Origin of the sequence: Streptomyces sp. NBC_01426, assembly GCF_036231985.1 — a bacterium.
In the GTDB taxonomy this organism is placed as follows: Bacteria; Actinomycetota; Actinomycetes; order Streptomycetales; family Streptomycetaceae; genus Streptomyces.
On record NZ_CP109500.1, the window covers coordinates 582,082 to 601,056 of the forward strand.

Below are 18,975 nucleotides of genomic sequence, written 5' to 3' on the forward strand. Positions count from 1 at the left end.
GCCCACGCCGACTTCGGAGGTCCTGTCGCATGTCCGGTCGCACACCCGCCCACCACCACGCCGGGAACCCCGCCGCGCCGGGGATCCCGCGCACCGCCGCCGAGGGTGCCGTCGTCGGGCTGCGCGGCCCCGCAGTACGCCACGTACTCACCCACCTGCTGACCCCGTTGCTGATGTGCCTCGGCATGGGCCTGGCCTACATGGGTGCCTTCGTTCAGCCGGAGCCTCATCACATGCCCGTGGCGATCGTCGGCGAGGGCCCCCAGGCAAAGGTCTTCGCGCAGACGGTCAAGAACGAGGCCGGCGACGCCCTCGACGTCCGTACGCTCGCCCACCGCTCCGACGCCGTCGCCGAACTCAAGGACCGCCACATCACGGGCGCCTACGTACCGAGCGACTCGGCACCCGAGCTGATCGTGGCCACGGCCGCCTCCGACACCGGCGCCACCGTCGTCGAGAAGATCTTCACGCCGATCGCCGCGGATCACGGTGCACCGCTCAAGGTCACGGATGTCGTCGGCAACGTCGACGACGACCCGACCGGACAGGGGTTGTTCTTCCTGCTCGTCGCGGTCAGCATCGGTTCGTACGCCTCGGTGGCCGTGCTGGGCGGCGCGGGAGCGGCGCTGCGCATGCGTGGTCGCGCCCTGCTGGTCGTCGGCGTCTCCGGTGTCGTCAGTGCCATCGGCGCGCTGCTGGCCGGGCCCGTCTTCCACCTGGCGCACCACGGCCTGGCCGGAGTGTGGGGCCTGAGCTGGCTCTACTCCGCCGGCATCCTCTTCATCGGCGTCGGCCTGCACACCTTCCTGAAGCGGTGGACGACCCTCGCCATGATGGTGCTGTTCGTGATGCTCAACTTCACCAGCTCCGGCGGCCTGTTTCGGCCCGAGTTGCAGAACGGGTTCTTCGGCGCTTTGAACTCCTTCTGGAACGGCGCCGGCTACGTGGACGGCTTGCGCGGCATCCTCTACTTCGGCCACGACGGCCTCCTGCGCAACGTCCTGACCCTCGCCGCATGGCTGCTCGTCGGCCTGGCCCTCACGCTCGCGGCCGCCGCGGCCGAACGGCGCCACGCGGCCAACGAGGCCGAGACCGTCGCGGGCACCCCCGCGCGGGCGGCGAAGGAGGAAGAGGACGAGGAGGAGATGGAGGAGGCGGTCGGCGTCTGACACGACCCTGGTGCACGGCCGGCCGGGGCAGCCGCACCCCGTCCACCCCGCACGCCCTCACCTCACATCACGTCACCTCACGCCGCCCGTTCGACGACCCCTCCTCGCCACTGCCGCCCGAGGTCCCGCCTCGGGCGGCAGTGGTGAGGGCGCGTCACGCTCCATTGTCAGTGCCTCCCCCTAGCGTGGAGACATCACTCGGGGAGCCTCGGCGAAGGAGCAGAATCATGTCCGCCAACAAGATCCAGCACAAGGTCAACCACGTCGCGCTGGTCGTGGACTGTTCGGGTTCCATGCGTCAGCATCAGGGGCAACTCATCCGCGTGGTGGACGAGTTCGTGGCCGGCCTGAAGGCCGAGTCGGACAAGCTCGGTCATGAGACGCGGATCAGCCTCTACTCCTTCGACCACAGGGTGGAGAACCTGGTCTGGGACATGGATGTGAAGCACCTTCCGTCCATGCGGGGTCTCTACAAGGTCAACAACGGCGCGACGGCCCTCATCGAAGCCTCCCTGAAGTCGCTGGACGACCTGGGCCACATCTGGGAGGCATACGGCGAGCACAGCTTCCTCCAGATCGTGGTGACGGACGGCGAGGAGAACGCCTCCGGCGGCAACCGGCGCCACGACGGCGACATGACCGTCCTCGGCCCCTGGCTCGACAAGATCGCGACGAGGATGGGCGCGCTTCCGAGCCACTGGACCTCCGCGATCCTCGTTCCGAACTCCCTGGCGAAGCGAACCGCCCAGAACTACGGTTTCCCGGCCGGGAACATCGCCATCTGGAACGCGGATTCCCAGGAGGGCGTCGAGGAGGCGATCGGTACCGTGCGCGCCGCCGCCACCAGCTTCCTCCGTGGCCGCGAGAAGGGCGTACGGGGCACGAAGAACCTGTTCGCGGTCGGCCAGGACATATCGGTCGCCGACGTGCGGGCGAACCTCGAACCGGTCCCGACCGACAAGTACCGGCTCCTGAAGGTCGACACGGAGGTCGCGATTCGCTCCTTCGTCGACGCACACCCGGACGTGACGTACGAACGCGGCTCCTGCTACTACCAGTTGGGCACCCGAGTGCAGGTTCAGCCCGACAAGGAGGTCATCGTGGTCGAGAAGGACACCGACCGCGCCTACACGGGCGAGGCGGCACGCAGCCTCCTGTTCGGCACGGGAATCCAGGGGACCGTCTCGGTGAAGGCGGGGCACAATCCCCAGCTGGAGGTGTATGTGCAGAGTCGGTCGGTGAACAGGAAGCTCAAGCCGAAGACGCGCCTGCTCATCATGGTCTGAGAGGGCTCACGCGTAGTCGTACTTCATGCCGATGCCGAGGGTGCTCTGCATCGGAAGGAGCCCGGCGCCGACGATGTCGAGCACCGGCGGCACGAGTAGTTCGGCCAGCCGGGTCACCTCGTCATCCGTGAGCACCTGCCAAGGCGCCGCGGCGAGTTCGTCGGTCAGCTTCTCGATCGAGGTGCGGATCCGCAGGCCCTCTTCGGTGACGCCGCCGTCCGCTTGCAACAGGCCGCGACTGACGAGTCGTTCACGTGCGGCACTCCACTCCTCGCCGGTCCACTGCCTGCTGCTGAACACCTCCTCGGGCGCGGCGCCGGCGGCGGCGTGTGAGACCAGGGCCTCGGTGGGGTCGATGCCGTGCGCCTGGAGGGCGACGATGTGCCCGTCCCCCCGATGTTCGCGCAGGATGGTGGCGGCCTGCCAGAGCACCGTGTGGGGATCCTCGGGCCACGGCAGTGCGGCGTTCGCGGCGGCCAGGGGGCGGCCCGCGGTGTTCGCCGACTCGGCGGCGCGTCGGGCCAGTTCGGCGGCTTCGCGCAGGTCCGCCGAGTCGATCCGGTCGCCGAGGAGCGTGCGCAGTGCGCGGTCTACGACGGCGGCCCGGGCCTCCAGGACCTGCTCGGCCGTGGCGGTGTCCCAGGCCTTGGCGGTGTAGCGCTCCACCATCCGCGGGCTGAAGCTGTAGAAGAGGGCGGTCACCAGCCGCGGGCCCACCGGACCGAGCGGCGCGGCCCGGTAGGCGAAGTAGCCCGGCCAGCGCTCGTCGGTGGCGTAACCCAGGGTCGCCGCCTGATCGAACGCCTCCGGCGCGTAGTAGAGCGTGGCGTGTACCGGCTCAAGCAGTTGCCACATCTGTCGGATCGTGCCGGGGCTGTGCGTCATGTCGATTCCCTCGCTGCCACTGTCGCCGGTCCAAGAACTTGACACTGACTAGATTGCGATGTCGATGCCATCCTGTCAATGACTAGATCTGGGGTAGCCTGCTGCCCATGGCCGCGACACCCACTTACCATCACGGAGACCTGCGCCGAGCCGTGATCTCCGCCGCGCTCCAGGCCATTCGCAGCGACGGTGTCGCGGCGATCAGCCTTCGCGACCTCGCCCGCCGCGCCGAGGTCTCGCACGCGGCACCCGCCCACCACTTCAAGGACAAGGCCGGACTGCTCACCGCGATCGCCGCGGAGGGGTTCGATCTACTGGCCGACGCCCTGACCTCGGTACCCACGGACACCGCGCGCAGGCTGCGCGAAATGGGGGCGCGGTACGTCGAGTTCGCGGTCGGGCATCCCGCCCATTTCGAGGTGATGTTCCGCCCGCAACTGTTGCACGGTGACGACCCGGAACTGATCGCCGCCAAGGAGCGCTCCTCCCGCGCATTGCGCTCCGGCATCGAGGAACTGCCCGTCGCGAAGCGCCCCGACGCGCGACGCGCCGGCCTGGCGGCATGGTCACTCGCCCACGGCTTCGCCGCCCTCCAGCTCAGCGGCAGCCTCCCGACCCTGGATGACGACCCCTCCGAGACCTTCCGCACCCTCTTCGCCAACCACCCCGCCACGGAACTTCCGTAGACGGGCCCGCTCTTGATCGACACCAGTTCCTCGGACCGGTGGTTCGTACCGGCGTCGCGAGCGACCGCAGACCCCGCACCCCGCGTCTCGCCGGGGCGTCCATGGCCGCATCACTGCCGCACGCCTGCCCCACGCCGATCAGATCACCGACTGGTCAGAGAATCAGACCGGTTTGTCTTCATTTGGCAATCTTGGGGCGTTTTGCTAGAAAACGCTCCGCGCGCGGGCCAAAGTATGGACTCCCGGCAGCAAGCCGGGGACCCGCACGTCCTTGAGGTGACATCTTCATGTCCGCTTCTCTCAACACCCGCCGCGTCGTCGCCACCCTCGTGGCCTCCGTCGCCGCCCTCGCCTCCGCCGCACTGCCTGCGGCAGCCGACGGCCACGGTCGCGACCACGGCTCGACCGGCAAGCACTCCACCATCACCATCGGCAAGGTGCAGTACGACAGCCCCGGCCGGAGCGACCGCAGCAACCGCAGCCTGAACGGCGAGTGGGTCGAGGTGAAGAACACCGGCAAGAGGTCCGTTGAACTGCGCGGCTACACGCTGACCGACAAGCAGGGGAACCGTTACCGCTTCCGCGGCCTGCTCCTCGGCGGCCACTCCACCGTCAAGGTGCACACCGGCAAGGGCAGGAACACCCTCCGCGACGTCTACCAGGACCGGACCAACTACGTCTGGGACCAGCGCGACTCCGCCACCCTGCGCAACGAGCACGGTCGCATCCTGGACAGCAAGAACTGGGGCCCGGGCAAGGGTCGCGGCACTCGCCACGGCGAGCGCTAGTCACCCCACGAAGCAGCCGCACGACCCGCGAGCCACACGGGTCGACGCGTCGGGCCCTCGTCCCCCGAAGGGGCGGGGGCCCGACGCGTTCCCCGCCCCCGTGGTGGCGAACCCCCACCGCTCCTGGCCGCCTCGGCGTCGCCCGTCAGGGGGTACAGCGCGTCGCCAACGACCTCGTCCACGAGGACTTGGCGGCCTTCCACACCAACCCCGATCACAAGGGCTCACCCCTCCTGACGCTGACGCGGACCGGTCACCGGACGCTGGAGGCGATCACGACGCGCGCGACCTGCTGCGCCGCCTGATCGACCAAGCCCGCCGACACCAGGATCACGGGCCGTCGGACCAGACCCCGTAACGCCGGGCGCCCCTTCGACTCCACGGGCGCCGCTGCCCCACCGGTTCGACCCTGCCCCGAGAGGGCCGCTCCGGTTCCTCCGTCAGATCATGCGGTGGGGCTCCCCGGCGTGCACAGGGTTCGACGGATGGCGTTGCGGAGCCAGTGGTGGGCTCGGTCGGCCGCGTGGCGGGGGTGCCAGGCCATGCCGACGCTCACGGTCGGCAAGGCCACCGGAATGTCCAGGAGGTGGAGTCCGAGGGCGATGGCGTCGCCCGTGAGGGGCGAGGGGGCGTCGCCGGGGAACGCGTCAGGTACGAGGCAGACGATGTCGCTGCGCGCGGCGAGGGTCATGGCGGCCAGGTGGCTGGGGAGGACGATGCCGACCCGCCGTCGAAGGTTCTGCTCGGCCAGGGCGGTGTCGAGCGGGCCGGTGAACCGGCCGCGCCGGCTGACCGCGACGTGTTGGGCGGCGGCGAGCCGCGCCGGGGTCACGGGGCCTTCGGTCAGCGGATGGCCGGGCCGGACGGCCGCCACCATACGGAGCCGGACCAGTTCCTCGACCCTGGTTTCGGGATCCACATGGTCGATGGCCCCGACCTCCAGGTCGATCCGGCCGTCCCGAAGGGCCGGGCCGGCCTCCAACTCCTCGGCCCGGAGCCGGAACGAGACCCCCGGCGCCTCCTGTTCGGCCAGGCGCAACAGTCCGGGGGCCAGTGCCGCGCCGACCAGGTCGGCGGCCTGGAGGGTGAAGGTGCCGCGCAAGGTGGCGGGGTCGACGGCGGTATCGGGGCTGAGCAGGGCCCCGATGCTCCGCACCACGGCTGCGGCTTCCTCCCGCAGGGCCAGGGCGCGCGGGGTGGGAACCATGGCCTGCCCGGCCCGGACCAGCAGCGGGTCCTGCAGGGTGCGGCGCAGTCGGGCGAGCGTGCGGCTCATGGCGGCGGGCGAGGTGTGCAGACGGGCGGCGGCCCGAGTGACGCTGTGCTCGGCCAACAGGGCATCCAACGCGATGGCGAGATTGGCATCGAGGGCCGAGTCCGGGCTGTTCACCAGCATTATTCCATTTCAGTCAATGATTGCGTGCCGATGTTCCCATTGTGGCAGCACCGGGATCCTCCGCAGGATGAGGGCGTACCGACCAGCACGACCTGCGAGGTTTTCATGATCGTCATTACTGCTCCCACCGGGAACATCGGCCGTTCCCTGCTCTCCCTGCTCCTGGAGTCCACCCCCGCCGCGGGCGAGGATCTGCGCGTGATCGTGCGCGACCCCGCCCGGTTGCCGGACGCGGTGCGCGGACGCGTCGAGGTGATCACCGGTTCGCACGGCGACGCCGAGGTCGTCGACCGGGCCTTCGAGGGTGCGGACGCGGTCTTCTGGCTCGTTCCCCCAGACTCTTCCCTGACCCCGCAGGACGCCTACAGCCGCTTCAGCGGGCCCGCGGTGAAGGCGCTCGCCGCCCACGGCGTCGGTCATGTCGTCGGCGTCTCCGCGCTCGGCCGCGGCACCCCGCTCGCCGACCGGGCCGGCCTGGTCACCGCCTCCCTCGTCATGGACGACCTCATCGCCGACAGCGGCGTCGCCTACCGGTCCCTGGCCAACCCGTCCTTCTTCGAGAACCTCCTGGAGGAGTCCGACTCGATCCGCGACAAGGGCGTCTTCGTCGACGTCGTCGACGGCGACCGCAAGGCCCCCCTCGTCGCCTGCGCCGACATCGCGGCCGTCGCCGCCGGCCTGCTGCTGGACCGCTCGTGGACCGGTACCGACAGCGTCCCGGTCCTCGGCCCGCAGGACCTGTCCCCCAACGAGCTGGCCCGCATCATGACCGAACAGCTCGGCCGCCCCGTCCGCTACGAACGGCAGCCGCTCGACGAGTTGTACACCACCCTCGTCGGCTACGGCCTCAACGAGGCGTTCGTCCAAGGCATCGTCGACATGAAGCGAGCCAAGGACCAGGGTCTGGACGCCGGCGTCGCCCGCACCCCGGACACCTCCTCCCCCACCCACTTCGAGGAGTGGTGCACCCGGGTCCTCAAGCCCGCCGTCCTCTCCTGAAGCCGACCGCCCGTCGCCGGAACGCACCCGGCGCCCAAGTCACCCTGACCACAAGCCACTTTGGAGGACCCCCATGCCCGCAGTCACGACCGAACCACCGGTCACGGCGTTCATGCTCGTCAAGACCACACCCGAGTGGCTCGCTCTGACCGTCCAGGAACGCGTCAACGCCTTCACCACCCAGGTGCTGCCGGTGATCGAGGCCAAGACCACCGGTGTCCGGTCACGCTTCTACGACACCGAGTTCTACTCCGCGCGCGTCACCGACGTCTGGATGTGGGAGGCCGAAGACCACCACGCCTATCAGCTCCTCATCGACGCACTGCGCGAAACTCCTTTCTGGGACCGCTACTTCGAGATCGTCGACCTCCTCGTCGGCACCGAGAACGGCTACGCCCGCACCTACGGCCTCGCACCCGTCGCCACCATCGCCACCTGACACACCGCCCGCTCGGCGGGCCGGGTCCGATGCCCGCCGGCCTCAACCGGCCGGCGGGCATCGGACCGGAAGGAACCAGAGACGCCCACTACCAGAGACGCCCCACTACCGGGGACGACCCACCAGCAGAATCGACCCACCACCAGGGATGCCCAAGGCCGGAGGTGCCCCAGCGGACGACCCGCCGCAGCCCTCCGGCACCATGTTCCCGTGATCCTCTTCCCCGGCAACCGTGACCGCCACGCCGTCGACCCCGTGCGCACCCGCCTGGTGGCGACCGGGGCCGCGGTTCTCGTCGTCGGCGCCGGGCTGGGGCTCAGGATCGTGGCAGCGGGGAGTGTGGCCAAGTACGGCGGAGACGCGCTGTACACCGTGCTGCTCCTCGCCCTGTTCGTCGTGGTCGCGCCGAGGGCGGCGCCGCTGCGGGTCGCCGGAGCCGCGTTGGCCGCCAGTTGGGCGGTCGAGTTCCTCCAGCTCAGCGCTGTTCCCGCGGAACTGTCCGAGCGCAGCACCCTCGCCCGCCTCGTCCTCGGATCCACCTTCAATGGCCCGGACTTGTTCTGGTACGTGGTCGGCGCCGCGGCAGGCTGCCTCGTCCACACCGCGTCGTCGTCCCTTCCGCGAGGTCGGCGCCGGGAAGGGGCGGAGCGCCCGGAGCGCGTCTGACCCGTATCGGCCGGCCGGCGGCCATCGGACGCCCCCCCCACCTCCGCAGCCGCGGGCCGTGCAACCTCCCCGACCCACACCCGACACGAAGACCCACGTGCCGGCCGTGAGGGCGCGGCCGCGCATGCAGATCAGGAACCGTCGGGCAGCCGGCCTGACGTTCGCGACGAATCAGTGGGCCGCGCGGAAGGCCGCCGACGAGGCGCTGGCGAGGGTGCTCTCCTGGGGGTACTCGGCCGTGGACGCGGACGATTTCGCGGCGGCCGTAGGCATCCTCGTCGAGACGGCCGTCGCCGACGGGGGCAAGCGGGTGAGTCTCCATCTCGCCGACCAGGACCGGAAGATCCTGCTGGTGGCGCTCAGTCACCGGACCTGTGCCCCGGAGGACGCCGTGCTGGCCCGACTCACGGCCGTACGTGCCGTGGAGAGTTGCGGCACCGATGCGGCACCCGACGGACGCCGTGTCTGGGCCCTGCTCGACACGACGCCCCGCCCCCGCCGTACCCCCGCGGCCTGACCGGGCGGCCGGACAACACGGCCTGCCGACAGCCCCCGACCTCCCGGGCCCCGGCCGTCCCCCGACCTCGGAATCGGCCGACAGCCCGGCCGGGGAACGTCGTTCGCGCGCGTCGTAGAGTCGAGGGGATGAATCGCGACAATACTTCAGAGATCCCCGGCACCCCCGGCTCGGACGCCGAGTTGCCGATGTTGACCACCGCCCAGGCCTCGTACCTGAGGGAACTGGCCGCCCCCTATTCCCAGGAGGGCCACCACCACTCCCTCTTCGGCCTCGGGCACACGTGCGGCCAGGCTCCGGAGAGCCGTTGGCCCGAACTGGTCGCCGCCCACTTCGCGGCCCTGCGGCGGGCGAGCACCGGCGGCGAGAGCGCCGAAGAGCTCCTGCGCGGCACGCACGCCCGGCTGTTGCCCCTCGCCTCGCTCACACAGGACCTCGTCGCCGGCATGCGCTACGCGCGCACGGTCGCCGACGGGCTCGTCTTCGCCTACGCGCTCGACGGACCCACCAGCGTGCGGATCCTCACGGACGCGGACGTGGAGCGAGCCGGGCCGGAGGAGTTGGGGCGGGCCGCGTACGCCAACCTCATGGGTGTGCCCGTCACGCACGAGGAAGTGTCCGTCGGAGGGCGGGCGCGCCTGCACTCCCTTCACGGTGACTCGCCTTTCGTCGCGAGCAAGGCGCTGTTCCTGTCCGAGGTGGCCCGGCAGGTGACCGGCGAGCCGTTGCCGCGCGACGGAGCCCTCGTGATCGTGCCGAACCGGCATCTGCTGGCCTACCACCCGATCACCGACGGTTCCGTGGTCGATGCGCTCAACGGTCTGGCCTCGTACGCCCTCAGCGCCCACGAGGAGGGGCCGGGACAGCTGTCCCCCCGGGTGTACTGGTGGAACGACGGCGCGCTGACATCACTCACCGTCATCGACGAGGACACCCGCACCTTCTCGCTGCGGCCGCCGCCGCGGCTGCTCGGCCTGATGAAGGGCCTGGTCCGGCTGGACCGGGCGGGGCGCCTCGCGACGCCCGCCGCGGCCCAGGCCTCGGAGACGTCCGATCTCGCCCGCGTGGCGGCCGAGTCGACGGGCCGCCTCGCGCGCGAGCCCGTGGACCCGGCAGGTCTGGGCGACGCCTTCGCCGACGTCCTGGCCCTCGGCCATGCCCGCTGCGCCGATGACCCCAACCTCGCGAACATCACCACCTGGGATGCCTGGGCCACCGCCGTGCAGCTCGGCTCCGCGCTGTTCACCGGTGCGGGCCCGCAGGAGTGCCACCTGGGCGAGGACCTCGTGACCCGGTTGCCGGCGATGGCCGCCGAGCCGCCCGCCGATGCCCGGGCCTGGCTCGACGCCGTGTACCTCGCGATGGCCTGCCGCCAGATGGACCGGATCCACCGCCTGTGCCGCGTGCCGTTGGCCCGGCTCCGCGAGGACGACTCCGTCGACGAGTACGTACTGCACTGGATCGACACCCTCCAGACGTACTTCTCCGACCGCTCGTTGGACGAGACCGTGCCGAAGCTGGTCGCCGTCATGAAGACCTCGGTGCCCGAGGTCGTGGCGCAGGCTCCCGCGGACTTCGTGAACCGGATCGACTTCCACCCGGCGGCTCTCTTCCACCGCCTCATCGCGGGTGACCACGATGCTTTCGCCGAGGCGCTCGCCGAAGCCCTCGCGGACCACCGCGGCTACTGGGGCGATTCGGCGGCGCCGCGCGCCCGGGTGGCACTCGGGCCGCTGGCGATGGCGTGCCTCGCCCACGACCACGGCTTCCCCGTCGATCCGAAGCAGCCGTACCTGCCCGCCTACCTCCTCGACCGGCAGCGGATCGAGGACATCCCCTGAGGACCGCGCTCGTCGCCCCGGCCCCCCGGCTCGTCTGACGCGGTGCGTCGGGCGGCCGGGCCCCTCGAACCCCGGCTCCCCCTCCCGCGCTCGGGAGGCGGAGCCGGGCGGGGGCCGGGGCCGCGGCGTCCGTGTGTCAGGCGCCGGGTCGCAGGCCGGCCAGCAGGATCTCCAGGGCCAGTTCCGTGGCCTCGGCGAGGGGGGTGTCGTCGAGGAGCGAGGCGATCGCGAGCGTCGCGAGGCCGTGCACGGTGGAGAAGGCGACCTGTGCGAGCTGAACGGGGTCGCCGGGTCGTACCGCTCCCGTCTGCTGCCCCTCCTCCATCAGCCGGGCGACGATGAGCAGGCTCTCGTGTCCCCGCTCGCGCAGTTCGTCGCTGGAATCGTCGGCGTGCTTGACGGCGAACATCAGCTCCAGCAGCGCCGTGTGCTCCACCGCGAAGTCCACGTACGTCCGGCCCAGCGCGGCCAGTCTCACTCCGACCGGACCACCACCCCCGCCCCCGGCCGCCGAGGCCAGGCGGGCGTTGAGGGTGGTGAAGCCGCTGACGGCGAGTGCGTCCAGGAGGGCTTGCCGGTCGCGGAAGTGACGTGCCGGCGCCGCGTGGCTCACGCCGAGTTCGCGGGCCAGGCCGCGCAGCGTCAGGCCTTCCGCCCCCGACGTGGTGAGGATGACCTCCGCCCGCTCCAGCAGGGCGGCCCTGAGATTCCCGTGGTGGTACGGGCCGTCGGCCAAGGCGGTCTCCTCTGCCTCGATGTTGTCATTGACTACAATGATGTCGGTGCCTACATTGAGTATGACGCAACCCATGGAAGTGGAGCAGCCGACATGTCGATGATGTACCGGGGCACGGTGGCCCTGATCACCGGGGCGAGTGCGGGACTCGGAGCCGAGTTCGCCCGCCAGTGGGCCGAGCGCGGCGCCGACGTGGTGCTGGTCGCCCGGCGCCTGGATCGGCTCACGGAGCTGGCGGGCGACCTGGAGAAGCGGTACGGGGTCAGCGCCACCCCGATCGCCGCGGACCTGTCCCTGCCCGGCGCGGGGGCCGCCCTTCGCGCCGAGCTCGACGAACGGGGCATCCGGATCCAGACGCTCGTCAACAACGCGGGATTCGGCAGCCACGGCCCGTTCCTGGAGCAGGACGCGCCGGAGGTCGACCGGATGATCCAGCTCAACGTCGCGGCGGTGGCCGGGTTGACCCGCGCCTTCCTGCCCGACCTGGTCGCCGACGGCCGAGGCGCGCTGGTCACCGTCGCCAGCACCGCCGCCTACCAGCCCACTCCGGCGATGGCCGTCTACGGCGCGAGCAAGGCCTTCGTGCTCAGCTTCACCGAGGCCATAGCGTACGAGACCCGTGGCAGCGCCCTGCGTGTCCTCGCCGTCTCCCCGGGGCCGACCAGCACCGAGTTCTTCGACGTCGTGGGAAGTCAGGACGCGGTCGTCGGCAAGATCGCCACCTCGGAGCAGGTCGTCTCCACCGCCCGCCGGGCGCTCGAACGCGGCACCACCCCGGCGAGCGTGGTCGCCGGCTTCGGCAACCGCCTCTCCGCCCTGGCCTCCGGTCTGGCCCCCCGCCGGCTCGCCCTCACCGTCGCGGGTCGGGCCCTGAAGGCCTGACCGCGGCTTCCCGGTCAACGGTGCGGAGGGGGCTCACGGACGGGTCCGGTCGGTGAGCGCGCGTCAGGCGTCGGACGGGACCCCGCCCGCGCCGGCGGGGGCGATGTTCTGGTTGGCGCGGAAGAAGTTGTCCGGGTCGTACGTCCTCTTGATCTCCGCCAGCCTGTCGTAGTGGTCGCGGTACGTCGCGCGCACCCGGTCCTGGTCCTCCCCCGCGCCGATGAAGTTCACGTACGTGCCACCCATCGAGTGCGGGCGCAGTTCCTCCCAGTAGTCCACGGCCCACTGCCTGATCAGCTCCGCGTTCGCGGGGTCCGGGTCGATGCCGCCGATCACGCCCGACCAGACCGCGTCGCGGTAGGCCCATGCCGTGTCGTCCTTGCCGACCCGGGCAGCGGCTCCGTCGATCGGGTAGAGGTGCATGGTCGACAGGCCGGTCGGGAGGTTCTCGGCGTACTTGAGGTGGACGTCCAGCGCCCCGTCGGTGATCCGGTCGAAGAAGTGACCGCGCCAGTACCACTGCAGGCCCTTGGGGATCAGTTCGTCGAACATGGTCTGCAGGGCCGGGTACGGCATCGGGGTCGTGAAGTGGAAGGCGGGCGGCCCCGGTTCGTTCACGCGGGCCAGGACATCGCCGAGGTCCTCGGGATCGCCGGTCCAGCACCAGACGACGGCGCACATCTTGTGCCCGTGGATCTCCTCGGGGAACGGCGGGCCCGGCGGCACCGACAGCGCGGCGAAGAAACCGTTCAGCTCCACGGGCGCCGCCGGCAGGAACTCGCGGTACCAGCGCAGCACTTCGCGCGTGGCATCGACCGGCCAGAGCGTGATGGACACGCCCACCGTGTCGACCGGGTGCAGTCGGAAGGTGAAGGAGGTCACCACGCCGAAGTTCCCTCCGCCGCCCCTCAGCGCCCAGAAGAGGTCCGGGTGCTGTGAGGCGCTCGCCGTGACGAAGGTGCCGTCGGCGAGCACCACGTCAGCGGCCAGCAGGTTGTCGATGGTGAGGCCGAACCTGCGGGTCAGATGGCCGTGGCCACCGCCCAGGGTCAGACCGCCGACTCCCGTTGTCGACATGATCCCGGCGGGTGTGGCCAGGCCGAAGCCGTGGGCCGCGTGGTCGAGGTCGCCGAGCTGGGTGCCCCCGCCCACGATGGCGGTCCTCGCCTCCGGATCCACCCGGACCCAACGCATCGGCGACAGGTCGAGCGTGATCCCGTCGTCGACCAGGCACAGGCCGGGGCCGCTGTGGCCACCGCCGCGCAGGGCGATGTCGAGGCCACTGTCGCGGACCAGGCCGATCGCGGCCCTCACATCGGCCGCGTCCGCGCACCGCACGAAGGCGGCCGGCCGCTTGTCGATCATCGCGTTGTAGAGCTTGCGGGATTCGTTGTACTCCGGGTCTTGCGGGCCGATGACCGGGCCGCGCAGCGCGGTCCGCATCGCCTCCAGCGTCGTGCCGTTCATGGCATCTCCTGACAGCGGACACTTCCAGCGTCCCGCCGCACGACGGGCACCGCAATCGGGCGCGCCCGGGCCCCGCCCACTGCCTCGATCGGCCAGGTCGGAGCCCGTCGCGGGCCACCGGTCGGCCCCTCGTTCGGGTGCGGTCGGCTCGCGCGCGTCGCCGGACCACCGTCTCGTGGTGCGCAGGAACGCGTTCCGCGATCGCCATGTCCACGGCATCGGCTGCGGCGGGGCGCCCGACGGTGGAGGAGAACGGCGGAGCATGCCCATACCCGGATCCATGAGAGGCCGTCCCCGGCACTACGCGGCGACGCTCGCCGTGACGGCCGTCGGCTCCACGCTCTTCCTCGGGCCGACGCTTGCCCCCGCCGACGGCATGCCGTCGCCGTCGGTGACCGCGTCCGCGTCGACGGCCGGCCGGGGGCGACTGGACTGGCACCCCTGCGTGCCCGGCAGCCCCTTCGACTGCGCCGCCTTCAAGGTGCCGCTGGACCACGCCGAACCCCGCGGCCGCGCCATCGACCTGGCGGTCGTCCGGCGGAAGGCGACCGACCCGGGGCGGCGCGTCGGCACCCTGTTCTTCAACCCCGGCGGCCCCGGCGGGCCCGGGACGGTCCAGATGCCGGCCAATTACGGCGCTTTCCCGAAGGAGCTGCGGGAGCGGTTCGACATCGTCAGCTGGGACCCCCGCGGCATCGGCAACAGCACCGCGGTGAACTGCTTCGACAGCCCCGAGAAGGCCGCCGCCTGGGCTTCGGGCAAACCGGTCGGCTTCCCGGTGGGCCCGACACAGCGGGCGTCCTGGATCGCCGCGTACAAGGATCTCGGGCAACGCTGCCAACAGCGCGATCCAGAACTCCTGCGCCACGTGTCGACCGCGGACACCGCCCAGGACCTCGAGCTGCTCCGCCGGGCGGCGGGCGAGCCGCAGCTCAACTTCCTCGGGGTCTCCTACGGCACCTTCCTGGGCGCCACGTACGCCAACCTGTTCCCCGACAAGGTCCGCGCGATGGTCCTCGACAGCAACATCGACCCGCAGGCCTGGACGAACCACGCCTCCCCGGGCGAAGCGCGTTCCACGACGCTCCTGCGCATGGGCTCGGACCGCACCGCCGCGGCGACGCTGGACCGCTTCCTCACCCTCTGCGGCTCCACCACGACCGCCCGCTGCGCCTTCTCCGCCGGCAGCCCGAAGGCGACCCGCGAGAAGTTCGACGGGCTCACGAAGCGCCTCCGGGAGCGTCCGGTGGGCGAGTGGACGTACTCCAGGACGATCGCGGACGTCGTGAGCGGCCTCTACATCGTCCACCCGGGGTGGACGGACCTCGCCGGTCGGCTCCAGGAGCTGTGGCGGGGCCGCGTGCCCGGGCAACCGGTGTTCCCACCCCCGCCGCCGGTCGCGCAGCCGAATCCGTACCTGGGCGACGAGCAGGCGGCCGCCGTGTGGTGCGGCGACAGCCCCAATCCGCACGACCCCGCCGTCTACCACTCGCTGGAGGAGGACAGCGCCGGCCGCGCGGGCGACGCCGGACGGTACTGGACCTGGGCCGCGGAGCCCTGTGCCACCTGGCCGGCCCGTTCCGCGAACCGCCACACCGGCCCGTGGGACAGGCCCACGGCGCACCCCGTGCTGGTGGTCGGCACCACGTACGACCCCTCGACGCCGTACTCGGACGCCCAGGCCATGGCGAAGGAGCTGGGCCGTGCCCGCCTGCTGACCCACGACGGGTACGGGCACACCGCGCTGTTCAACAACTCCAGCAGTTGCGTCAACGCGTACGAGAGCCGGTACTTCGTCGACGGCGCCCTGCCGCCGCCCGGAACGACGTGCCGCCCGGACACGCCGCCCTTCTCCTCGCCCCGCCCGCTCGCGGGCGTCGCCGCCGGCGGGGTGTTCCGGAGGGGCTGAGCCGGTCCGGCCTCCTCGGCGCTCGCCCCTTCCCCCAAGCCGTCCCGTCCCGCGCCGTCCTCGCCCCCGCGGGAAGGGTGAGGAGCCATACTGGAACTCCACGCGCGGGAGCCTGTTCGAGGCTCCCGCGCATCGGGCCGGCCGGGTGGCGGCGACTCACTGCCGAGACTTCGAGGGGATCCGTTCATGACAACGGCGAAAGACCTGTTCTTCCTGGCCATGGAGCGGCAGGTGAACCAGCCCGTGGGACAGGGCGACCTGTCGCTCGCGCTCGCGGGCGCCGAGCTGATCGACCTGCTCGGCGCCGGGGCCGTCGTCCTGGACGGCGACCGGATCGTGCCGGAGGGGAACCCGTCGCCGGATGACCGCCTCCTCGGCGAGGCGGCGGAGCACCTCGTTCGCCAGGTGCCCCACGAGCGGGTCGAGGAGTGGTTGTGGCGCAGGGGCGGCGACCTCTCCGGGAGTTATCAGGCCGCCCTGGAGAAGGACGGTCAACTGGCGCCGCGGCGAGGGGGGTTGTCGCCCTTCGGTGCCGACCGCCTGGAACTGCTCGATTCGCCTTCCCGGAGCCGGGCCTTGAGCCGGTGGGAGGCCGCCGAGCCGGTCCTCGTCGCCCTCGCCTCGGTCGTGGGCATCGAGAGCGGGCAGTCCGAGGACGAGCCGAACCTCGACGACGAAGCGGTGACGACCGTGTTGGCGGTCGTCAACGACGCGGTCATGGAGCTGGAGGCCGTACGTCAGAGGCGCACCATCGAGAACTCGGCCTTCGCCAACCTCTGGCGGGGCCCGTGACGGAAGTTCGGCACGGCGGCGGGGCGGATGAGTGGGCGCCAGAGGTGTCGAAGGAGCAGATCTGCGGCTGAACGGGTGAACCGGGGAAACCGGCGAAACCTGTGCGGGGCCCACGCGTTGATCAAGGCACTTGTCACCGTCCACTCGTGCACCAGAGAGATCAATGATGATTAAGAAGATGATGGCCACCGCCGCCGCCACCGCCTCCATCCTCGGCGCGGGCGCCGCAGTGGCCGCCCCGGCCATGGCCATCGGCAACGACAACGGCGTCAACACCGTCAACGGCAACGGCGCCTCGCAGATCTACGGCAACCAGAAGACCGCCGGCGACCAGAGCCCGCAGCTCAGCCTCGTCCAGGGCACCCTGAACAAGCCCTGCATCGGCCTGCCGGCCAAGGTCAACGCCCAGTCGCTGGTGGCCGTGCTCGCCAACGTCGGTGTCCAGGACGTCAACGTCCTGTCCAACCCGCAGAACCAGCAGTGCACCGAGAACTCCACCCAGGCCAAGGGCGACGAGCCGCTCTCCCACATCCTGGACAACATCCCGGTCCTGTCCGGCAACCTGTCGGCCGGCAGCTGAGGCACCGCTCCCCCACCGGCCGGGGCCTCCGATGCCTGCGCGAGTGCCCACGAGGCCCCGGCTTACCCATCCCGATCCCACGGCTTCGCCTCGTTCTTCGGCGCGCACCACGCGCCGCGCGAGGGGCGGTTCGGGCGGGGTGACCATCGGCACGCAGAGGAGCCTCCCACCCTTCGGGGCGGGAGGCTCCTCTGCGTGCGTGTCGCTCTTCCGCGAGGCGGGCCGCCACGATGCGGTGTCCCTGGAGCGCGAGGGCGGCAACAGCGCGATAATCGGCGGATGTTGAACATCGGATCGGTCGTGTTGGGTGTGTCGGACGTACGGCGTGCGGTCGCGTTCTGGACGCGGGCACTGGCCTATGTGCCGCGCGACGCGGTGAAGGAGGACTGGGTCGTGCTGGTACCGGCGTCGGGAGTCGGAGTCCCCCTCGCTCTCGGACTGAGCCGGACGCCGGCGCAGGAACATCCGCGGACCCACCTGGACCTGTACGCACGGGACGCGGCCGATCAGGCCGCCGAGGTGGACCGGTTGGTGTCCCTGGGTGCCGAGCGGGTCGACTGGGACCTCTACCCCGCCGACCCCGACTTCGTCGTTCTCGCCGACCCCGACGGCAACCGCTTCTGTGTCATCGACACGAGCCGTGGCTGACGGGGGGACGTCACCCCGTCAGGCCACGGGTGGTGACGCGGCGGGTCCGGGCGGCGTTGTTTGCTGCATGGACGACACTCTCGAACTCCTCGACATCCTGCTCGACGGCGTCACCGGCCAACGTCTCAAGCTGATCAGCGAGGACGAGGCCCGGGCCCTGATGGTCCTCCTCGGCTTCCTCGACGACGACCGGCAGGACGCCGATGTCCGCGGCGCGGCGGTCGAGATGCGGTCGCGTCTCGGTTCCCGCCTCGCCCGACCCGCCACCCCCGCGGACGCCTCGCCGACCGAAGTCGTTCCGGATCTCTGACACCCCTCGTACTCACTGTGGAGCAGTCGATGGCCGTACACCGTGTCGTGCCGAACATCGTTTCCGATGCCGCGCAGGAAAGCCGTGAGTTCTACGGCCTGTTGGGCTTCGAGGAGGTGATGAACCACGGTTGGATCATGACGCTCGCCTCGCCGTCCAGTCCGACGGCGCAGATCAGCTTCATGAGCGCCGACAAGACCGCGCCGGTCAACCCCGACATGAGCATCGAGGTGGACGATGTGGACGCGGTCCACGCGGCCGTGCTGGAGCAGGGCGCCGAGATCGTCCACCCCTTGCAGGACGAGGAGTGGGGAGTGCGGCGCTTCATGGTCCGCGATCCCAACGGCCGGGTCGTCAACGTGCTCGGTCACCTCTGACGCCCGAAGGCTTCTCGGTGCAGCCTGCGGGCGCCTCGGGCCGGATGGGGCGAGGGGCCTCCCGTTTCGAGGCCCGCGCGCCGGGGTCGGGTCAGAACGCGAAGACGGCGTTCCCGTTCAGGGTCGCGGACATGACGCAGGCGTTGGAGAAGGTGTGCTTCCAGGCGACGCGACTGCCCTGCCACACGCCGTCCGCGGTGACGGTGACCGGGTCGTAGTTCATGGGACACGCACGACCGGGGTAGGGGGCGGCCAGCAGGCGGTCGAAGGAGCCACCGGTGGCCTTGAGGGCCGTACAGGCGGCCTTGGGGTCGGGGTGCGTGCCCTGCGCGCTCGGCGCGCAGCTGAGGGTGGCCGCCCGGACGACGGTCGCCGCGGAGTCGTCTCCCTGGGCGAGGGTGAAGACCATGGCGGACGGGGCGTACAGGCTCGCGGGCTGCGCCTCTGCCGCGCCGGCGGCGCCGGCAAGGCTGAGGAGGGCAGCGGCAGAGACAGCAGCGAAGCGGTGACGCACGACGAGCTCACTTTCGATTCAAAGGTTGAGCGCGATGATTGTTTGCACTATCGCGCTTCGATGAGGTCAACCCTGTCTGATCCCAAGG

Annotated in this window: 21 protein-coding genes; 16 read left to right on the forward strand and 5 right to left on the reverse strand. The window is 71.0% G+C overall.

What is annotated here, in order from left to right; translation table 11 throughout:
- Nucleotides 1-119: 119 nt before the first annotated feature.
- Both OG906_RS02810 and OG906_RS02815 read left to right on the forward strand, forming a co-directional pair.
- Nucleotides 120-1,169, forward strand: coding sequence for a hypothetical protein (locus tag OG906_RS02810; protein ID WP_329447908.1), 1,050 nt, complete (start codon nucleotides 120-122; stop codon nucleotides 1,167-1,169).
- Nucleotides 1,170-1,396: 227 nt separating this feature from the next.
- On the forward strand, nucleotides 1,397-2,455 hold the full coding sequence (locus OG906_RS02815) for a vWA domain-containing protein (protein WP_329439620.1): 1,059 nt from the start codon (nucleotides 1,397-1,399) through the stop codon (nucleotides 2,453-2,455).
- A 6-nt stretch (nucleotides 2,456-2,461) separates the two neighbouring features.
- Here OG906_RS02815 and OG906_RS02820 read toward each other — a convergent pair whose 3' ends face one another.
- The gene (locus OG906_RS02820; RefSeq protein ID WP_329439622.1) at nucleotides 2,462-3,340 is read right to left on the reverse strand and encodes an SCO6745 family protein; all 879 of its coding nucleotides are present in this window, start codon (nucleotides 3,338-3,340) and stop codon (nucleotides 2,462-2,464) included.
- A 107-nt stretch (nucleotides 3,341-3,447) separates the two neighbouring features.
- Between OG906_RS02820 and OG906_RS02825 the strand changes: the two genes are divergently transcribed.
- Nucleotides 3,448-4,026 carry a TetR/AcrR family transcriptional regulator gene (locus OG906_RS02825; protein WP_329439624.1) on the forward strand — a complete coding sequence of 193 codons (579 nt, stop codon included), beginning with the start codon at nucleotides 3,448-3,450 and terminating at the stop codon, nucleotides 4,024-4,026.
- Between the two features lie 287 nt (nucleotides 4,027-4,313).
- Complete coding sequence (locus OG906_RS02830; RefSeq protein WP_329439626.1) at nucleotides 4,314-4,814, forward strand: lamin tail domain-containing protein; 501 nt, start codon at nucleotides 4,314-4,316, stop codon at nucleotides 4,812-4,814.
- A 445-nt stretch (nucleotides 4,815-5,259) separates the two neighbouring features.
- Here the strand turns inward: OG906_RS02830 and OG906_RS02835 are convergent, their stop codons facing one another.
- The gene (locus OG906_RS02835; RefSeq protein WP_329439628.1) at nucleotides 5,260-6,210 is read right to left on the reverse strand and encodes a LysR family transcriptional regulator; all 951 of its coding nucleotides are present in this window, start codon (nucleotides 6,208-6,210) and stop codon (nucleotides 5,260-5,262) included.
- Nucleotides 6,211-6,315: 105 nt separating this feature from the next.
- On the opposite strand from OG906_RS02835, the gene OG906_RS02840 reads away from it, so the two are divergent.
- The 5 genes from OG906_RS02840 to OG906_RS02860 all read left to right on the forward strand — a co-directional run bounded on the left by OG906_RS02840 (nucleotide 6,316) and on the right by OG906_RS02860 (nucleotide 10,672).
- A complete protein-coding gene (locus tag OG906_RS02840) occupies nucleotides 6,316-7,209 on the forward strand; it encodes an NAD(P)H-binding protein (RefSeq protein ID WP_329439629.1) in 894 nt (297 codons plus the stop codon).
- Between the two features lie 73 nt (nucleotides 7,210-7,282).
- Entirely contained in the window at nucleotides 7,283-7,648 is a 366-nt protein-coding gene (locus OG906_RS02845; RefSeq protein WP_329439631.1) for a darcynin family protein, read from the forward strand.
- A gap of 210 nt (nucleotides 7,649-7,858) precedes the next feature.
- Complete coding sequence (locus OG906_RS02850) at nucleotides 7,859-8,314, forward strand: ribosomal maturation YjgA family protein (protein WP_329439633.1); 456 nt, start codon at nucleotides 7,859-7,861, stop codon at nucleotides 8,312-8,314.
- A 124-nt stretch (nucleotides 8,315-8,438) separates the two neighbouring features.
- The gene (locus tag OG906_RS02855) at nucleotides 8,439-8,831 is read left to right on the forward strand and encodes a hypothetical protein (RefSeq protein ID WP_329439635.1); all 393 of its coding nucleotides are present in this window, start codon (nucleotides 8,439-8,441) and stop codon (nucleotides 8,829-8,831) included.
- Between the two features lie 128 nt (nucleotides 8,832-8,959).
- Nucleotides 8,960-10,672 carry an immunity 49 family protein gene (locus tag OG906_RS02860; RefSeq protein ID WP_329439637.1) on the forward strand — a complete coding sequence of 571 codons (1,713 nt, stop codon included), beginning with the start codon at nucleotides 8,960-8,962 and terminating at the stop codon, nucleotides 10,670-10,672.
- 136 nt (nucleotides 10,673-10,808) lie between these two features.
- On the opposite strand, the gene OG906_RS02865 is transcribed toward OG906_RS02860, so the two are convergent.
- Nucleotides 10,809-11,408 carry a TetR/AcrR family transcriptional regulator gene (locus tag OG906_RS02865; RefSeq protein WP_329439639.1) on the reverse strand — a complete coding sequence of 200 codons (600 nt, stop codon included), beginning with the start codon at nucleotides 11,406-11,408 and terminating at the stop codon, nucleotides 10,809-10,811.
- Nucleotides 11,409-11,501: 93 nt separating this feature from the next.
- Between OG906_RS02865 and OG906_RS02870 the strand changes: the two genes are divergently transcribed.
- Nucleotides 11,502-12,290: an SDR family NAD(P)-dependent oxidoreductase gene (locus OG906_RS02870; RefSeq protein ID WP_329439641.1), complete on the forward strand. Its 789-nt coding sequence runs from the start codon at nucleotides 11,502-11,504 to the stop codon at nucleotides 12,288-12,290.
- A gap of 63 nt (nucleotides 12,291-12,353) precedes the next feature.
- Here the strand turns inward: OG906_RS02870 and OG906_RS02875 are convergent, their stop codons facing one another.
- The gene (locus OG906_RS02875) at nucleotides 12,354-13,757 is read right to left on the reverse strand and encodes an FAD-binding oxidoreductase (RefSeq protein WP_329439642.1); all 1,404 of its coding nucleotides are present in this window, start codon (nucleotides 13,755-13,757) and stop codon (nucleotides 12,354-12,356) included.
- 280 nt (nucleotides 13,758-14,037) lie between these two features.
- On the opposite strand from OG906_RS02875, the gene OG906_RS02880 reads away from it, so the two are divergent.
- The 6 genes from OG906_RS02880 to OG906_RS02905 all read left to right on the forward strand — a co-directional run bounded on the left by OG906_RS02880 (nucleotide 14,038) and on the right by OG906_RS02905 (nucleotide 18,373).
- Entirely contained in the window at nucleotides 14,038-15,666 is a 1,629-nt protein-coding gene (locus OG906_RS02880; protein WP_329439644.1) for an alpha/beta hydrolase, read from the forward strand.
- A gap of 186 nt (nucleotides 15,667-15,852) precedes the next feature.
- Complete coding sequence (locus OG906_RS02885) at nucleotides 15,853-16,458, forward strand: GOLPH3/VPS74 family protein (RefSeq protein ID WP_329439646.1); 606 nt, start codon at nucleotides 15,853-15,855, stop codon at nucleotides 16,456-16,458.
- 166 nt (nucleotides 16,459-16,624) lie between these two features.
- Nucleotides 16,625-17,038 carry a rodlin gene (locus tag OG906_RS02890; RefSeq protein WP_267800586.1) on the forward strand — a complete coding sequence of 138 codons (414 nt, stop codon included), beginning with the start codon at nucleotides 16,625-16,627 and terminating at the stop codon, nucleotides 17,036-17,038.
- 279 nt (nucleotides 17,039-17,317) lie between these two features.
- Complete coding sequence (locus tag OG906_RS02895; protein ID WP_267800585.1) at nucleotides 17,318-17,686, forward strand: VOC family protein; 369 nt, start codon at nucleotides 17,318-17,320, stop codon at nucleotides 17,684-17,686.
- A 67-nt stretch (nucleotides 17,687-17,753) separates the two neighbouring features.
- On the forward strand, nucleotides 17,754-17,996 hold the full coding sequence (locus OG906_RS02900) for a hypothetical protein (RefSeq protein WP_329439650.1): 243 nt from the start codon (nucleotides 17,754-17,756) through the stop codon (nucleotides 17,994-17,996).
- Nucleotides 17,997-18,025: 29 nt separating this feature from the next.
- Entirely contained in the window at nucleotides 18,026-18,373 is a 348-nt protein-coding gene (locus OG906_RS02905; RefSeq protein WP_267800583.1) for a VOC family protein, read from the forward strand.
- 91 nt (nucleotides 18,374-18,464) lie between these two features.
- On the opposite strand, the gene OG906_RS02910 is transcribed toward OG906_RS02905, so the two are convergent.
- Nucleotides 18,465-18,887 (reverse strand): subtilase-type protease inhibitor, encoded by a 423-nt coding sequence (locus tag OG906_RS02910; RefSeq protein ID WP_329439654.1) that lies wholly within the window; start codon nucleotides 18,885-18,887, stop codon nucleotides 18,465-18,467.
- Nucleotides 18,888-18,975: the final 88 nt, after the last annotated feature.

Bases quoted from the DNA above. Each gene is read 5' to 3' on its own strand.
- OG906_RS02815 (WP_329439620.1), top strand. From the start codon at position 1,397: ATGTCCGCCAACAAGATCCAGCACAAGGTCAACCACGTCGCGCTGGTC.
- OG906_RS02820 (WP_329439622.1), bottom strand. From the start codon at position 3,340: ATGACGCACAGCCCCGGCACGATCCGACAGATGTGGCAACTGCTTGAG.
- OG906_RS02825 (WP_329439624.1), top strand. From the start codon at position 3,448: ATGGCCGCGACACCCACTTACCATCACGGAGACCTGCGCCGAGCCGTG.
- OG906_RS02830 (WP_329439626.1), top strand. From the start codon at position 4,314: ATGTCCGCTTCTCTCAACACCCGCCGCGTCGTCGCCACCCTCGTGGCC.
- OG906_RS02835 (WP_329439628.1), bottom strand. From the start codon at position 6,210: ATGCTGGTGAACAGCCCGGACTCGGCCCTCGATGCCAATCTCGCCATC.
- OG906_RS02840 (WP_329439629.1), top strand. From the start codon at position 6,316: ATGATCGTCATTACTGCTCCCACCGGGAACATCGGCCGTTCCCTGCTC.
- OG906_RS02845 (WP_329439631.1), top strand. From the start codon at position 7,283: ATGCCCGCAGTCACGACCGAACCACCGGTCACGGCGTTCATGCTCGTC.
- OG906_RS02855 (WP_329439635.1), top strand. From the start codon at position 8,439: ATGCAGATCAGGAACCGTCGGGCAGCCGGCCTGACGTTCGCGACGAAT.
- OG906_RS02860 (WP_329439637.1), top strand. From the start codon at position 8,960: ATGAATCGCGACAATACTTCAGAGATCCCCGGCACCCCCGGCTCGGAC.
- OG906_RS02870 (WP_329439641.1), top strand. From the start codon at position 11,502: ATGTCGATGATGTACCGGGGCACGGTGGCCCTGATCACCGGGGCGAGT.
- OG906_RS02875 (WP_329439642.1), bottom strand. From the start codon at position 13,757: ATGAACGGCACGACGCTGGAGGCGATGCGGACCGCGCTGCGCGGCCCG.
- OG906_RS02880 (WP_329439644.1), top strand. From the start codon at position 14,038: ATGAGAGGCCGTCCCCGGCACTACGCGGCGACGCTCGCCGTGACGGCC.
- OG906_RS02885 (WP_329439646.1), top strand. From the start codon at position 15,853: ATGACAACGGCGAAAGACCTGTTCTTCCTGGCCATGGAGCGGCAGGTG.
- OG906_RS02890 (WP_267800586.1), top strand. From the start codon at position 16,625: ATGATTAAGAAGATGATGGCCACCGCCGCCGCCACCGCCTCCATCCTC.
- OG906_RS02895 (WP_267800585.1), top strand. From the start codon at position 17,318: ATGTTGAACATCGGATCGGTCGTGTTGGGTGTGTCGGACGTACGGCGT.
- OG906_RS02900 (WP_329439650.1), top strand. From the start codon at position 17,754: ATGGACGACACTCTCGAACTCCTCGACATCCTGCTCGACGGCGTCACC.
- OG906_RS02905 (WP_267800583.1), top strand. From the start codon at position 18,026: ATGGCCGTACACCGTGTCGTGCCGAACATCGTTTCCGATGCCGCGCAG.